The organism is Rheinheimera sp. MMS21-TC3 (assembly GCF_032229285.1).
Lineage (GTDB): Bacteria > Pseudomonadota > Gammaproteobacteria > Enterobacterales > Alteromonadaceae > Alishewanella.
Genome location: NZ_CP135084.1, coordinates 1495616 through 1512045, shown reverse-complemented (window position 1 = coordinate 1512045; position 16430 = coordinate 1495616). Strand labels below are relative to the sequence as shown.

Below are 16430 nucleotides of genomic sequence, written 5' to 3'. Positions count from 1 at the left end.
TATGACTATTATATATTAGTTTTTTTTATGCTTTTATTGCCGCACGCTGCTCTAGTATCTCTACTGCTGGTAATTTTTTACCTTCTAAAAATTCTAAAAACGCACCACCACCTGTAGAAATATAAGACACTTTATCCGCGATTTGATATTTATCTATTGCCGCCAATGTGTCACCACCACCAGCAATAGAAAACGCTTTACTATTAGCTATGGCTTCTGCTAGCGCTTTAGTCCCTGCTGAAAACTGCTCTAATTCAAATACACCGACTGGGCCATTCCAAACGATAGTGCCAGCATTATTTATAATTTCAATCAATTGCTTAACAGTATCTGGTCCAATGTCAAAGATCATATCGCCAGCATCAACTGCATTTACGGCTTTTAAAGTAGCAGAACTTGCTGCACTAAACTCAGTGCCTACTACAACATCGGTCGGCACAGGTATAGTGGCGCCGCGTTCAGTAGCTTGGCTCATTAATCGTTTTGCTTCAGCTACTAAATCTGCTTCATATAAAGATTTACCCACACTATTGCCTTTAGCGGCAATAAAAGTATTGGCTATACCGCCACCCACAATTAACTGATCAACAATGCCAGACAATGACTCTAAAACTGTTAATTTAGTTGATACCTTAGAGCCGCCTACTATAGCGACTAAAGGACGCTTAGGTTGTTTTAATGCTGCCGCTAGCGCATCAAGCTCAGCAACCAATAATGGCCCAGCACAAGCAACAGGTGCATATTTAGCTACACCATGAGTTGACGCTTGCGCTCTATGCGCGGTACCAAAAGCATCCATAACAAACACATCACATAAATCCGCAAGCTGTTTGGCTAATTGGTCATCATTCTTAGCTTCACCTTTATTAAAGCGCACGTTTTCAAATACAACAACTTCGCCCGTGTTTATGGTTACACCATCTAAATAATCACTCACTAAACGCACTGGAACATCTAAAGCTTGGTTTAGGTAATCTACAATTGGCTGCAATGAAGCATCTGCTGAAAATACGCCTTCTTCTGGACGGCCAAGGTGTGACATTAACATCACCTTAGCGCCTTTACTTAAGGCAAGCTCTATCGTAGGTAATGCCGCCTTCAAACGCGCATCTGAGCTAATTTTACCTGCTTTGATCGGCACATTTAAATCTTCGCGGATTAATACCCGTTTATTCTGTAAATCAATATCACTCATACGAATAACTGACATTAATTGCTCCTTTTAGTTATTAATTTGCATCATTGCTTGCGCCGTATCCAACATTCGATTGGCAAAGCCCCATTCGTTATCGCACCAAACTAAACATTTTACTAAACGTTTATGGCTGACACGGGTTTGCGATCCGTCAACAATACAAGAGTGCGGGTTATGATTAAAATCAACTGAAACCAAAGGTTCTTCGGTGTAATCTAAAATTCCGGCTAAGTCGCCATTTCTGGCTTGGGATAAGGCTTGGTTAATGCTAGTAATACTAACATCTTGATGTAGGGTGACACTTAAATCCATCGCAGTAACGTTAACAGTGGGTACCCTAACAGCTATAGCTTCAAAACGACCAGCTAAATGCGGCATAATCCGCTCTATTCCACGTGCTAATTTGGTATCAACTGGAATAATAGATTGGCTAGCGGCACGGGTACGACGTAAGTCGGTATGATAAGCATCTATAACTTGCTGATCATTCATCGATGCATGAATAGTGGTAATAGTACCGCTTTCTACGCCAAATTGCTGATCCAACACTTGCAGTACCGGCACTATACAGTTGGTGGTACAGGACCCAGCCGACACTATACGCATGTCTGCGCTGAGAATTTGCTGATTAATACCATAAATAATAGTGGCATCAATATCGGCATCCGCTTCAGCAGGGTGTGAAAACAACACTTTTTTTGCACCTGCCTTAAGATGCCACTCGGCGTGTTCTCGGGTATTAAAAACGCCAGTACATTCAAGTACAATATCAATGTTTAATTCTGCCCATGGCAGTTCTACCGGATCAGCGACAGAAAACAAGCTAATATTATCATTGGCAACTTTAATACCTTGCTCAGAAGCGCTGACATCAAAGCCAAAACGACCATGCGATGTATCGTATTTGAGTAGATGGACTACACCTTCTGCAGCGGCAAGCTCATTTATTGCAATCACCTGCAACTGCTGTTGCATGCCATTTTCATATATTGCCCGCACTATATTGCGACCAATACGGCCAAAGCCGTTTATTGCTAGTCTAATTGCCATAACATCACAGTGATTAATCAAACAAATAAAAATGGGACCAAAACTGATCCCATTAGCTTTACAATAATTATGCTAGTAACTGCTTAGCAGTAGCAACGATATTATCAGTAGTAATACCAAAGTGCTTAAATAGCTGATCTGCAGGCGCAGACTCACCAAAGCTATTCATACCAATAATCTTGCCTTCAAAGCCTACATATTTATACCAACAATCTAGGCTTGCTGCTTCCACTGCAATTCGTTTCGTTACAGTTGATGGTAAAACACTATCACGATACTCAGCACTCTGTTGCTCAAAGGCATCCGTTGACGGCATAGATACAACGCGTACAGCAACACCTTGTTCTGTTAGTTGTTCTGCAGCTTGCATAGCTAATTCAACTTCAGAGCCTGTAGCAATTAAGATAAGCTCAGGGGCTGTCTTACTATCACGCAAAATATAACCACCGCGCTTAATATTAGCGACTTGCTCAGAATTACGCGATTGCTGTTGTAAATTTTGGCGACTAAAAATTAGTGTTGAAGGGCCTTGGCTGCGCTCAATTGCGGCCTGCCATGCCACCGCAGACTCAACTTGATCACAAGGACGCCAGTTAACCAAGTTAGGTGTCGCACGTAGTGCAGCAAGTTGTTCAACCGGTTGATGAGTTGGGCCATCTTCACCTAAACCAATAGAATCATGGGTATAAACAAAAATAACCCGCTGCTTCATTAAAGCCGCCATACGCACTGCATTTCGGGCATATTCCATAAACATTAAAAAAGTTGCACCGTAAGGTACAAAGCCACCGTGCAGCGCAATACCGTTCATTATAGCCGACATACCAAATTCACGGACACCGTAATAAATGTAGTTACCACTAGCATCAGTTGCAGTTAAGCCTTTAGAGCCAGACCATAATGTTAAATTAGAGCCAGCTAAGTCGGCTGAGCCGCCCATAAACTCAGGTAAAATAGGACCAAAAGCATTTAACGCATTTTGCGATGCTTTACGGCTGGCAATATTTGCAGGGTTTGCTTGCAATTGATTAATATAAGACTGTGATAATTCAGCCCAATTAGCCGGTAATTCACCACTGATACGGCGGCTAAATTCAGCCGCCAATTCTGGGTAAGCTGCACTATAACTAGCAAATAATTTCTGCCATTGCTGTTGGCGGCTTGCGCCTTGCTCTTTAGCATCCCAAGCTGCGTAAATATCAGCTGGAATATCAAATGCCGCATGAGGCCATTGTAAGTATTCCCGGGTCGCTGCAATTTCAGCATCACCTAATGGAGCACCATGACAATCATGACTACCACCTTTGTTCGGAGAGCCATAACCAATAACAGTACGACAACAAATTAAAATTGGTTTATCTGTAACTTTATGCGCTTGTTCAATGGCATTTTGTACCGCTTGCGGATCATGGCCATCAACATTGGCAATCACATGCCAGCCATAAGCTTCAAACCGTGCTGGTGTATTATCAGTAAACCAGCCTTCAACTTGACCATCGATTGAAATGCCATTGTCATCCCAAAAGGCGATTAATTTATTTAAACCTAAGGTACCGGCTAATGAACAAGCTTCATGCGAAATACCTTCCATTAAACAACCGTCACCCAAAAAGACATAAGTATGATGATCAACAATATCAAATTCAGGTTTATTAAACTGAGCGGCTAAGGCTTTTTCTGCAATAGCCATTCCCACCGCATTAGTTAAGCCTTGACCCAAAGGCCCTGTTGTTGTTTCAACACCAGGTGCATAACCATATTCTGGGTGGCCTGGTGTTTTAGAATCTAATTGACGGAACTGTTTTAAATCATCAATGCTTAAATCATAGCCCGATAAATGTAAAAGAGAGTAAAGTAGCATTGAACCATGGCCATTTGACAAGATAAAACGGTCACGGTTAGGCCAGTTTGGATCGCTAGGATTATGCTGTAAAAAGTCACGCCAAAGTACTTCAGCGATATCAGCCATCCCCATAGGGGCTCCTGGGTGACCAGACTTAGCTTTTTGTACAGCATCCATACTTAGTGCTCGGATTGCATTGGCGAGTTGTTTACGAGGTAGCATTTTCACTCCTGACATTGCTCAACTTCGGATAATGAAGCTGTTAATGGTAACGGCTATTTAAAGCTCGCTAATATAATTAATGCGTAAAATTACTGACATTTTCCCAGAGCCACCCGCAGATGGCAACTTTAAATCTCAACTCTTAGTTTATTTGCTTAAATCTATTCCTGATTGATTGAATGTTTAACCAAAGTTAGGTCTATTGGAAGCAAAATAGCATTAAAGACGTCTGGGCGGCATATTATTGTAGCAATAGGCTAGAGTTTTTATTAAAATAGCCTCCTCTTTTCTTCGGTTCATGCATGCAACAGTGCAGCGCTGAATTTAAACTGTATTAATTTTGGAACAAAACTGATGGCACAACATATTTTTACTTCTGAGTCGGTATCTGAAGGTCACCCGGACAAAATTGCTGATCAGATTTCAGACGCCGTACTGGATGCTATTCTAGAACAAGATCCTAAAGCGCGTGTTGCTTGCGAAACTTTTGTTAAAACAGGCATGGTGTTAGTAGGCGGAGAAGTAACCACTTCAGCCTGGGTAGATATTGAAGAGTTGACCCGTAAAACCGTCCGTAATATTGGTTATACAAATTCAGATATGGGCTTTGATGCTGACTCTTGTGCGGTATTAAATGCCATAGGTAAACAGTCACCTGATATTAATCAAGGTGTTGACCGCGGTACACCTGCAGAACAAGGCGCTGGCGATCAAGGCTTAATGTTTGGTTATGCCAGTGATGAAACTGATGTTCTGATGCCTGCTCCTCTTACTTATTCACATCGCTTAATGCAGCGCCAAGCGATGTTACGTAAAGATGGCACTTTATCTTGGCTACGCCCAGATGCTAAGTCGCAATTAAGCTTTGTCTATGAGGATGGTAAGCCTGTTGGTATTGATGCAGTAGTGCTCTCAACTCAGCATTGCGATAGCGTGAGCACAGCAGATTTACGTGAAGCTGTGATGGAGCTAATTATTAAGCCCGTCTTACCTAGTCATTGGTTAACAGAGAAAACCAAATATTTTATTAACCCAACCGGCCGCTTTGTTATCGGTGGCCCTATGGGTGACAGTGGTTTGACTGGTCGTAAAATCATTGTAGACACTTATGGCGGTATGGCTCGTCATGGTGGTGGCGCTTTCTCTGGTAAAGACCCATCTAAAGTAGACCGTTCTGCAGCCTATGCTGCGCGTTATGTAGCTAAAAATCTTGTTGCTGCCGGTTTAGCTAAACGTTGTGAGTTACAAGTATCTTATGCGATAGGTGTTGCCGAACCAACCTCTATTAGCATTGAAACCTTTGGCACCAGTAAGCTGACAGAGGATGAGTTAATTGCCATTATCCGTAAGCATTTTGATTTACGCCCATATGGTTTAATTGAAATGCTGCAACTAGAACGTCCAATATATTTACCAACAGCAGCATACGGTCACTTTGGCCGCGATGAGTTTCCTTGGGAACAAACTGACAAAGTAGAAGTACTGCAGCAATACGCTAAATAATACTGCTTTTACTATACATCTAACGTAAAAAAGAGAGCTTTGCTCTCTTTTTTTTATAAAAAAAAGCCTATTCAGCATCCCTTAATAAAACAAGCTATTAAACTTCTGGCAATTTTGTGTATGATATTGACCGAATTAACCCTGTAGTATGCTTTACAGTCTTGTTAAATACCGTATTTTTTTAATGCCGTGTTTTGAAATATTAGTATTGTTAATACAGCAGTAGCGAATAACAAAAAATAAAAGGAACAGTTATGTCACAACAAGCCCCAGCTACCGAAAAAACCGGTTGGCTTAACCGAGCATTAAATACCATTGAGGTAGTAGGTAACAAGTTACCTGATCCAGCTATGCTATTTGCTTTATTGATGCTCGCCGTTTGGGTAGCATCATGGGCATTATCTGGTGTGAGCTTTTCAGAAGTAAATCCAAGTACTGGTGAAGCTATAGTAATTAATAATTTATTAGCTGCTAACTCTTTTACCGACTTTATGGCTAATATGGTTAAAACTTTTGTTAGCTTCCCACCTTTAGGCGTTGTTTTAGTTGCCATGTTAGGTTTAGGCGTGGCCGAGTACACCGGTTTTATTAATGCTGGCTTACGCTCCATATTATCAGTAACCCCTAAAGCTTTATTAACGCCTGTGTTAGTTGCTGTAGGTATTTTAAGCCATATAGCAGTTGATGCTGGTTATGTATTAGTTATTCCTTTAGGGGCCGTTATTTTCTATGCTGCTGGCCGTCATCCACTTGCCGGTATCGCTGCTGCCTTTGCTGGTGTGTCGGGTGGGTTTTCTGCTACTTTTTTCTTACCATCTAGCTTAGATCCCCTTCTTGCTGGTTTAACCCAAGCATCAGCACGATTATCTGCAGATCCCGCTGCTGCCGACTTAGTGATTAACCCACTTAACAACTACATTTTTACTACAGCCTCTACGGCTCTAATTATTATAATTGGCTGGGTACTGACCGATAAGTTTATTGAACCAAGATTAAAAACGACTAAAGTAGACGGTGATCCAGCAGAACTTCCTACTATGGAGCCTCTGCAAGCATTTGAGCGTAAAGGTTTGCGTTGGGCAACATTTGCTATGGTATTAAGTGGAGTCTTATTAACCGTTTCAGCAATGCCAGAGACCTCAGCTTGGCGTTCTCCTATTAATGGCTTATTAACCGACTCTTCTGCCCCGTTAATGCAGTCAATTGTCGGCATTATTTTTGTGTTCTTTTTAATACCAGGTGTTGTCTACGGCTATGTTGCCGGCACCGCTAAAAATCACCGTGATATTATCCAAGGCATGAGTAAAGCCATGAGTGGTATGGGCTATTACATTGTTATGGCCTTTTTCTGTGCTCAGTTTATTTATGCCTTCGGCCAATCTAACTTAGGTGCTTTAGTGGCAATTAAAGGTGCTCATTCTTTACAACAAATGGCCTTACCTATGGGCTTTACTTTAGTTGGCATTGTCTTTTTATCTGGTTTTATTAATCTATTAGTCGGATCTGCATCTGCTAAATGGGCGCTAATTGGTGCCATTATGGTGCCTATGCTAATGGAACTTGGCGTATCACCTGATTTAACTCAAGCCGCTTATCGAGTGGGTGACTCTTCAACTAATATCATTACGCCACTACTACCCTACTTTCCATTAATTGTGATATTTTGCCAAAAATATGTAAAAGCCAGTGGCATAGGTACACTAATCGCCTTAATGTTGCCTTTCTCTATTGCTATGCTAGTACTGTGGACAGCATTTTTACTGGGCTTCTGGGCGCTAGATATTCCATTAGGTATAGGTTCAAGTTACACCTATCCTGCGGGCCAGTAATGCAGTTTATTTAATAAATTGCTGGTTATTCACCATCTTTAATAAGCCCTGCAGATGCAGGGCTTATTTTATCTACCACTCAATCAGCTGGCCTGATACTATTTATTTAGAAATTTATTTTAGTGAAGTATCCCTATGCGCATTCCACGTATTTATCACAGTAGTAGCATTGAGTTACAACAAGCATTTCATTTAGATGACGAAGCAGCAAATCATGTTGGCCGAGTATTACGCATGCCAATTAATAGCGAATTGGTGTTATTCAATGGCGATGGCTATAACTATCAAGCAAAAATCACCGCCATAGATAAAAAACAAATAATAGTTACCGCAAACGCTAAGCAAGACAACCCTGTAGAGTCACCATTAAAAATTCACTTAGGCCAAGGCATCTCTCGCGGAGATAGAATGGACTTCGCTATTCAAAAAGCAGTAGAGCTGGGTGTAACTGAAATTACTCCCTTATTTACTGAACGCTGTGGGGTAAAACTAGAGGGTGAACGACTAGCCAAGCGGACACAACAATGGCAAAAAATAGTTATCTCAGCTTGTGAGCAAAGCGGCCGCAGCATAGTGCCTATTGTTCATCCTGCCGTTTCATTAACGAGCTGGCTAGCACAAGACACAAAAGAATTAAAGTTAACCTTGCATCCTAGAGCTAAAGACACCATTAAGACCTTAGCAGCCGTAAAAGATATACGTTTAGTTATAGGCCCAGAAGGCGGCTTTACTGATGAAGAAATAGCCCTAACCACACAAGCTGACTTTAAGAGCATTTTATTAGGGCCACGCATTTTACGCACCGAAACAGCTGCATTAGTCACTATTAGCGCCTTGCAGCTGCAATTTGGCGACCTAGCATAAGGAAAAGACATGAGCAAAACCATCAAACTGGGTATCGTTATGGACCCAATTAGCAATATTAATATTAAGAAAGACTCCAGCTTTGCCATGCTATTACAAGCCCAAGCGCGTGGCTATGAACTACATTATATGGAAATGGCCGACTTGTATTTGTTAGCAGGAGAAGCCCGTGCCAGCACTAAGTTACTAAGTATAAAAGAAGATCCAGCTGATTGGTTTCAATTTGGCAGCTGCCAAGACATTGCTCTAGGTGAGCTTGATGTTATTTTAATGCGTAAAGATCCGCCATTTGATTCTGAATTTTTATATAGCACTTATATATTACAACGAGCTGAAGATGCTGGTTGTTTAATTGTCAATAAACCACAAAGTTTACGTGATGCCAACGAAAAGTTATATACCAGCTGGTTTAGCCAGTTTACGCCTAAAACCCTAGTTACTAGTGACGCTAATAGATTAAAAGCATTTTACCAGGCTGAGCAAGATGTTATTTTAAAGCCACTAGACGGTATGGGTGGTGCGTCAATATTTCGTTTAAAACCAAACGACGCCAATATCAGCGTTATTATCGAAACACTAACCGAACATGGCAAGCGCTACGCAATGGCGCAAAAGTTTATTCCTGAAATAAGCCAAGGTGATAAGCGAATATTAGTGGTTAACGGTAAACCCGTGCCATACTGTTTAGCACGTATTCCAGCCAGTGGTGAAACCCGGGGTAACTTAGCTGCTGGTGGTCGTGGTGAAGCCAGGCCCTTATCCGAATCAGACTGGGAAATTGCCAATGCTATTGCCCCAACCTTAAAAGAAAAAGGCTTAATATTTGTCGGCTTAGATGTCATTGGTAATAAATTAACCGAAATCAACGTAACCAGTCCTACCTGTATTAGAGAAATTGAAGCCGCTTTTCCAGTTAGTATTACCGGTATGTTATTTGATGAAATAGAGCAGCTATTGGCTAAATAAGCCAATGCATGATTTAACTAAGAGGTGCGTATGCAAAGTTATCAGAACCATTTTCTGATCGCCATGCCATCAATGGACGATCCACGCTTTAAACGTAGCGTGACCTATATTTGTGAACATAACGAGCAAGGCGCTATGGGGATAGTAATTAACCACCCCTTAGACGTTAAAGTAGCTGATTTACTTAAACAATTAGATATTGAATTTAATGCCGAAAGCCCAGCAGCCAAAGCTTATGTCTGTGCAGGCGGGCCGGTGCAATATGATCGTGGCTTTGTATTGCATAGTGCTAAAGAAGGCTATAGCAGCAGTATGCATTTAACAGACGAATTAATGGTCACTACATCTAAAGATATCTTAATAGACTTAACAACCGACCAAGCGCCTGAGAAATTCATTTTAGCCTTAGGCTTTGCTGGCTGGTCAGAAGGTCAGTTAGAACAAGAAATTGCCGATAATGCCTGGCTAGTTATTCCGGCAGATAATAGTATTATTTTTGATTTAAGCCATGCAGAAAAATGGCAATCTGCCACAGCTAAAATAGGCATTCAACCTTGGCAATTAACCCATGAAGTTGGTCGTGCGTAATGGCAGCTAGAACAATATTAAGTTTTGATTATGGCACTAAAAGTATAGGTGTTGCTGTTGGCCAAGAACTTACCGGCACAGCATCTTTACTTAATGCATTAAAAGCCCAAGACGGTACACCTGATTGGGCAAAAATAGAGTTATTAATTAAAGAGTGGCAACCTGATTTATTATTAATTGGCTTGCCACTCAATATGGATGGTACCGAGCAGCCCTTTACTGCTCGATGTCGCAAGTTTGCCAATAGGCTACATGGCCGCTTTGGTTTACCTGTTAGCTTACATGACGAACGCCTAACCACAACAGAAGCTCGCAGTCAGTTATTTGCTGAAGGCGGCTTTCGTAATTTAAGTAAAGATAAAGTCGATAGCTTATCGGCAAAAATAATATTTGAGAGTTGGTATGAGCAGCAAAGCCCCCATTGAACCAGGTTATTATCAACACTACAAAGGGGGCTATTACCAAGTAATAGATTGTGCTAAACACAGTGAAACCGAAGAATGGTTAGTCATCTATCGCGCTTTGTATGGCAAACAAGGGCTATGGGCCAGACCACTAAGTATGTTTAGTGAAAGTGTCAGTATTGTAGGCGAACTGATCCCTCGATTTAACTACTTAGGTAAAACCGCACCCACATTAGATTAAAAACAGATTAAAAAGCCAGTGCAAACTTAACTGCTCTGGCTATAAATTTAGAGTTGCTGGCGATACCACTCACCAATAATTAAGCTAGCAGCTACACTTACGTTTAATGATTCCACTTTACCACTACCTGGAATTTGTAAGGCAATATCAGCTGTTTTGGCAATATTTTTTGATACACCAAACATCTCTTCACCAAAAACTACTACCACCTTGGCCGGTAATTTAGTTTGATATAATGAAGCTCCATTATGGCTAGAGGTAGTTAATAGCGTATAACCTGCTTGTTTACATAGCTGTAGCCCTAGCGCTAAGCTATCGCAAGATAAGCCAGCAATAAATTCACCACCACCTTCAGCCGTGCGCAATGCGGCACCTGATTGCAGCAGCTCTGGCTGTTGCATAATAATGCCACTCACACCAAAATGCGCACAGCTGCGCGTGATAGCGCCTAAATTATGTGGATTGCCTACACCATCTAAAGCCAATAAACAGTCTATTTTGCCTTTTTGTTGTTGTAGATAACTGGCTAATGATTGTACAGGTTTGCGTTTAACCAATAGCACTACACCGCCATGATGAGCGCTAGCAGCGATTTTCTCTAACTCTTGATCTTCAACAATATGATAGGCTTTTTTTTGCTGAGCCAAATATTTCATTACATCGGCAAACTTAGCAGCTGTCTCTGCATTTAAATATAAGCGAATAATACTTTGTGGCCTTTGCTGAAATAATACCCGACAAGCATTGTCACCATAAACCTTGCTTTCTTCCTGCTTGTGCTTACCAGTTTTCGTTACAGCAGCTGGCCGTTTAGCTGGCCCTTTTTGCCACGGTTTTTGTAAAGCATTCTTCGATGAGTTTTGGGCTGCATTACGAGGTTTACGCGGTTTATTTCGATGCTCAGACATTTTATTCCTACTAACAGTCAACAGGCTATAATTTTTACATAATCCTGATTTTACCAGCTACAGCACAACAATACTTGTAATTTTCCCAGTGCGCAGTAAGCTAGCGGCCTTGTTTTTACTTTTATCTTATTATTGTAGACTTAAATTATGCTTAGTTATCGTCATAGTTATCATGCAGGTAATCATGCAGATGTGATTAAACATCTAGTACAAGTTGCTATTATTGATTACCTGTTAAAAAAGGATAAACCCTTTTGCTATCATGATAGTCATGCTGGCGCTGGCCTGTATAGTTTAGCCTCAGAGCAAGCATTAAAAACTGCTGAATATGAAACGGGTATAGGCAAACTATGGCAACATCAGCCAGTCAGCCCTGCTTTGCAAAGCTACCTAAAGGTAGTAAAAGCCTTAAATAGCGATAATGAATTAAGCTTTTATCCAGGCTCACCCAAAATTGCGGAACTAATGCTGCGTCCAAATGATAGTATTCAAGCCACTGAATTACATCCAACTGATTACCCTATTTTAGCCAGCCAATTTACTCGTCGCCGTTATAGCCGGATTGAAAAACAAGATGCTTGGGCAGGCTTTAAAGCTATGCTACCACCACTACATAAACGCGGTTTAGTGTTAATAGATCCACCTTATGAATTAAAGCATGAATATGAGGATGTAGTAGCGGGTTTAAAGCTGGCTTATCAGCGTTTCCCCCAAGCAACCTACGCAATTTGGTATCCAGTAATAGAGCGCGCTTCAGTCGAAGCTTTTATTCGTGAGCTAGTTAATACTGGCATTAAAAACCAATTACGCATTGAACTATGCCCTCTGGCTGATACAAATAGCTATGGCATGACAGGTAGCGGCATGTTAGTAATTAACCCACCCTACACTCTTGCCGATACTATGCGCCAAGCATTAACAGAAATACAACCCTTAGTTGCTCCTAACGGCGACTGGCAAGTGCATCAACTTGTTTTAGAATAAGAGTGGAATACTATAAAAATACTCTGGGAGTATAGATGCGCATTCTATTGCTATTACTTCTAGCTTTATACTCACAGCAAGCTGTTGCTTTTGGCCAAACCGGTCATAAAATGATTTGTGAACTGGCTTACCAAATAAGCCAACCGCAAACTCAGACCAAAATTGATAACTTAGTCAAAACATCAGGTTTGCAGAGTTTTGCTGCTGCTTGTGTTTGGCCTGATACTGTACGAGATAATGACAGTTTTAAATGGTCTGCTCCGTTACATTATGTCAATTTTGCTCGGAACAAAACTACAGTAACGTCAAATGACTGCTCTAAGCACGGCTGTGTACTATCGGCCATTGCCGATATGCAACAGCGTTTACAGCAAGACAATAACGATTGGCAAGCTTTGCTGTTTTTAGCTCACTTTATTGCCGATTTACATCAACCTTTACATGTCAGCTATGCCGATGATCTCGGCGGCAATAAAACCGAGATTTACTTCTACCAAGAAGCTACTAATTTGCACTCAGTATGGGATTCTCGGATCCTTGCAAAATTAGGCTACAACAATCCTGCCCAGCAACAGCTATTGCTGCAAGCTATAAGTAGTAAACAAGCTTACCAATGGCAACAAGGCAGCCTGTTAGATTGGGCCAATGAATCAGCAGCTTTAACGATTGATATTTATGCTCATTACCAGCCAAAGATGCAACTAGGCGGTGCTTATATAAAACTGTATCAAGGCCCATTAGAGACAAGACTGCAACAAGCAACTGTGCGTTTAGCGTTAATATTAGATCAAGCTTTTAGCTATAGGCCTTAAAAACATATTGGCTATTTATAGCCATGAGATTAGACAATCCAGCCTTTACTAATATGGCGAAAACTATCAGTACCGCTACGGTTTAACCATTCAAAAGCTAACATCTCTTTACTAATTATCTGTGCACCCTGCTGTTGCATTCTATTAAGTGCTAATTGTTTATTGTCAGCAGTACGCGAGCCCACCGCTTCTACTACCACAAAGACTTGATAGTTTGCTGCTAATAAATCAAATACTGTTTGCAAAACACATACATGCGCTTCTGTGCCTATAACGACTATTTGTTTACGGTTAGTATTTGCAATAGCCGCAGCAATATGGGCTTCTTTAAGAGCACTAAAATGCATTTTATGCAGCATGTGTTTAGCAGGTATTAGCTCGGCAATAGATATCAAGGTAGGCCCTAAACCTATAGGATACTGCTCAGTCCCCCAGACAGGCACACCAAGCTGCAAGGCAACTTGTAACACCCAAGCAGCCGCCTGCTCTACCTCTTTAGTCTGATCGATTGCAGGCGCCAACTTCTGTTGAATATCAATTACCAGCACTAAGCTATTTTCTAATTGTAATAACATAATCTCACCTATTCACCTATTCACTTATCACTTATCACTAAACACTAATAACTTAGCCCTCCTACTCGGCTAATTGGATATAACGGCTATCAACACCGCCTAAATCATCAACAACTCGCAGCAGATATCGACCAGCATCAGCTGACCAAAAAAAGGTTTCACCGGGCTTTACTGTGCCTAAATACCTATTATCAGCAAACCAATGCGCTTGGCTAACGTCACCATCAAATCTAGCTTGTAGCGCAATTTTACGCTGTTCAGAATTTTGGCCTAACTGATAAACTAAATCAGCTTGGGGTGACACTATCATCGGTTTGGTCATAACAACAGGCGCTAGCCCCGAACAAGCTTGTTGCAACTGAGGTGGCTGACGTAAAATAATACCGGCATTAATAAAGCTATGATAAATATCTGATGGCCAAAACTCATACACCTGCAAAGAAGTTTTGCCAAGCTGATGAAAACAAGCTCGCATACCGCTATCGGTATACACCGGCACAGCTCGATGCACGGTAGAAAGCTTTATTGGCGATACGCCAGGAATAAACCAACCTAACTCGGTTTGTGGACAATATTTATTGGGTAAATCACCGCTGCGTTGACACAAAGCAACTTGGCGTAAATTTAAATCGGCCGTAGGTGTAAATAAAGCAGCATTAGCCGTGTTTGTCAGATCTAATAACTGTAAAATTTGGAAAAACAAAGGCCCAGCGGCTGAGCGGCCAATTAAGTTTGGATTGCTATCACCATTAAAGTTACCTAACCACACAGCTAGAACATAGTCACCACTTAGCCCTAGTGCCCAAGCATCACGAAACGCATACGAAGTACCTGTTTTCCATGCTACTGCGCTACTAGATGTTAGTTTAGTTAATAAGTCTGACTGCGGCTTAGCATGTTGGCGCAGCATATCTAGGGTTAAAAAAGCAGCCTCTTTGGTTAAGATCTTTTGGCTACTAGCCGGCTCTGTACGCTTTGCTTGCCAGTTTAATTTAGCCAACTGGCCTTTATTACCTAGTGCAGCATAAAGTTGCACTAACTGCTGCATGCTTATTTCCATGCCGCCTAGCGCTAACGCTAAGCCGTAATAAGCAGCCGGCTGCGATAAGTCTACACCGGCTTGAGTTAGCCATTGATAAAAATCTGGCTGCTTTAACTGCGATTGTAAATACACTGCTGGTAAATTACGGCTATTAATTAATGCAGCAGTAGCGTGAATAGGTCCCACGAATTGCCGATCAAAGTTTTCTGGATTAAAGCCGCCATAGCGTCGAGGTAAATCGACCAGTAAAGACTGAGGATGAATAATACCTTGCTGCATAGCTAAAGCATAAATAAAAGGTTTTAACGCTGAACCAGGCGAGCGTAATGCAGTTACGCCATCTACTTGGCCTTGAATAGCATCATTATAAAAGTTTGCTGATCCTAACCAAGCTAATATGTCTAAGCTGCTACGTTTTACCAGCAAGACGCTGGCGTTTTCTAAACCTTTACTTTGTTGGCTTAATAAATAAGCTTGGACTAAAGCCTCAATTTTTTGCTGTAAGCTAGCATCTAAACTAGTGTAAAACCGCCCCTGCTGGCCAGTATGGCTAATTAAATGATTAATAAAATGCGGTGCAGCATAAGGTAAGTCACTACGTTTATAGTACTGTAGTGGTATTTGTAAACGACTAATGTGGTCTGATGTTAAAGTTTGCTTACTTGGTTGTTGCTGCCATAACTGGGCAAGTCGCTGCCGCGCCAGCTCTAACTGCTCTTGGCCTACTTTAGTTTCTGGGTTGCGCAGGCTTGGGTTTTGCGGGATCACCGCTAAAGCTAAAGCCTCAGCTAAGCTTAAGTGTTTCGCTTCTTTGGCAAAATAAATTAAACTAGCTGCCGCTGCACCTTCAATATTGCCGGCGTAAGGTGCGTAATTAAAATAGCCTTCTAAAATTTCCTTTTTGCTAAAATGGCGTTCAAGATAAAGCGCATAAGCCAATTGCTGTATTTTACCTAGCCAGGTATTGCTACGTAAATTAAAGCGCAGTCTGGCCAATTGCATACTAATAGTAGAGGCCCCTTGCCGACGACCACCTTTGATAATACCATGCCAAAAAGCGCGCAATATTGCCGAGCCATCAACACCATAATGTTGATAAAACTGTCTATCTTCGTATAACAAAGTGGCTTGCTGTAACGCAGGAGCTATGTCTTCTAAGCCAATACGAAGTCGATAACGTTGATCCTTAGCCAAGCGTAGGCTTAACAATTTGCCATCAGCGGCAAAATAAGCGCTCGCTTGCTGATAATCTCGATATAGCTCAGGCTTAGGTGATAACCATAACGCTAGCAAACTACCCAGTATCAGCAATAAAACCAGCAGCCCTAGCTGTATAGCTAGACTGCTGGGGCTAAATTTAGGCTTACGCATCGTTACCATTTTAAGCCTTAACAAAGCAAATAG

The 16430-nt window shown here is 41.4% G+C and carries 15 protein-coding genes; 9 read left to right on the top strand and 6 right to left on the bottom strand.

The features are described from left to right. Window positions 1–25 precede the first annotated feature (25 nt). From RDV63_RS07425 to tkt, 3 genes are all read right to left on the bottom strand, one after another. Window positions 26–1210 carry a phosphoglycerate kinase gene (locus RDV63_RS07425; protein WP_313908867.1) on the bottom strand — a complete coding sequence of 395 codons (1185 nt, stop codon included), beginning with the start codon at window positions 1208–1210 and terminating at the stop codon, window positions 26–28. Window positions 1211–1222: 12 nt separating this feature from the next. Continuing rightward, the gene (gene epd / locus RDV63_RS07420) at window positions 1223–2245 is read right to left on the bottom strand and encodes an erythrose-4-phosphate dehydrogenase (protein WP_313908866.1); all 1023 of its coding nucleotides are present in this window, start codon (window positions 2243–2245) and stop codon (window positions 1223–1225) included. A gap of 67 nt (window positions 2246–2312) precedes the next feature. Continuing rightward, a complete protein-coding gene (gene tkt / locus RDV63_RS07415) occupies window positions 2313–4310 on the bottom strand; it encodes a transketolase (protein ID WP_313908865.1) in 1998 nt (665 codons plus the stop codon). Between the two features lie 354 nt (window positions 4311–4664). Here tkt and metK point away from each other — a divergent pair, with 354 nt between their 5' ends. The 7 genes from metK to RDV63_RS07380 all read left to right on the top strand — a co-directional run bounded on the left by metK (window position 4665) and on the right by RDV63_RS07380 (window position 10705). Next, window positions 4665–5813: a methionine adenosyltransferase gene (gene metK, locus RDV63_RS07410; protein WP_313908864.1), complete on the top strand. Its 1149-nt coding sequence runs from the start codon at window positions 4665–4667 to the stop codon at window positions 5811–5813. Between the two features lie 254 nt (window positions 5814–6067). After that, complete coding sequence (locus tag RDV63_RS07405; protein WP_313908863.1) at window positions 6068–7642, top strand: AbgT family transporter; 1575 nt, start codon at window positions 6068–6070, stop codon at window positions 7640–7642. A 135-nt stretch (window positions 7643–7777) separates the two neighbouring features. Then, complete coding sequence (rsmE, locus tag RDV63_RS07400) at window positions 7778–8506, top strand: 16S rRNA (uracil(1498)-N(3))-methyltransferase (protein ID WP_313908862.1); 729 nt, start codon at window positions 7778–7780, stop codon at window positions 8504–8506. Window positions 8507–8515: 9 nt separating this feature from the next. Continuing rightward, window positions 8516–9472, top strand: a complete 957-nt coding sequence (gene gshB, locus RDV63_RS07395) for a glutathione synthase (protein WP_313908861.1) — start codon at window positions 8516–8518, stop codon at window positions 9470–9472. Between the two features lie 30 nt (window positions 9473–9502). Beyond that, window positions 9503–10060 (top strand): YqgE/AlgH family protein, encoded by a 558-nt coding sequence (locus tag RDV63_RS07390; protein WP_313908860.1) that lies wholly within the window; start codon window positions 9503–9505, stop codon window positions 10058–10060. Further along, window positions 10060–10485 carry a Holliday junction resolvase RuvX gene (gene ruvX / locus RDV63_RS07385; protein ID WP_313908859.1) on the top strand — a complete coding sequence of 142 codons (426 nt, stop codon included), beginning with the start codon at window positions 10060–10062 and terminating at the stop codon, window positions 10483–10485. The genes RDV63_RS07390 and ruvX overlap by 1 nt, the downstream gene beginning before the upstream one ends. Beyond that, on the top strand, window positions 10463–10705 hold the full coding sequence (locus tag RDV63_RS07380; protein ID WP_313908858.1) for a DUF1653 domain-containing protein: 243 nt from the start codon (window positions 10463–10465) through the stop codon (window positions 10703–10705). The genes ruvX and RDV63_RS07380 overlap by 23 nt, the downstream gene beginning before the upstream one ends. Window positions 10706–10752: 47 nt before the next feature. On the opposite strand, the gene RDV63_RS07375 is transcribed toward RDV63_RS07380, so the two are convergent. Next, complete coding sequence (locus tag RDV63_RS07375; RefSeq protein WP_313908857.1) at window positions 10753–11613, bottom strand: tRNA/rRNA methyltransferase; 861 nt, start codon at window positions 11611–11613, stop codon at window positions 10753–10755. A 147-nt stretch (window positions 11614–11760) separates the two neighbouring features. Here RDV63_RS07375 and RDV63_RS07370 point away from each other — a divergent pair, with 147 nt between their 5' ends. Further along, on the top strand, window positions 11761–12597 hold the full coding sequence (locus RDV63_RS07370) for a 23S rRNA (adenine(2030)-N(6))-methyltransferase RlmJ (protein WP_313908856.1): 837 nt from the start codon (window positions 11761–11763) through the stop codon (window positions 12595–12597). A 35-nt stretch (window positions 12598–12632) separates the two neighbouring features. After that, complete coding sequence (locus tag RDV63_RS07365) at window positions 12633–13409, top strand: S1/P1 nuclease (protein WP_313908855.1); 777 nt, start codon at window positions 12633–12635, stop codon at window positions 13407–13409. Between the two features lie 29 nt (window positions 13410–13438). Here RDV63_RS07365 and RDV63_RS07360 read toward each other — a convergent pair whose 3' ends face one another. Together RDV63_RS07360 and pbpC are read right to left on the bottom strand one after the other, a co-directional pair. Further along, window positions 13439–13984, bottom strand: a complete 546-nt coding sequence (locus tag RDV63_RS07360; protein WP_313908854.1) for an isochorismatase family protein — start codon at window positions 13982–13984, stop codon at window positions 13439–13441. Window positions 13985–14045: 61 nt separating this feature from the next. Further along, window positions 14046–16397, bottom strand: a complete 2352-nt coding sequence (gene pbpC / locus RDV63_RS07355; protein ID WP_313908853.1) for a penicillin-binding protein 1C — start codon at window positions 16395–16397, stop codon at window positions 14046–14048. Window positions 16398–16430: the final 33 nt, after the last annotated feature.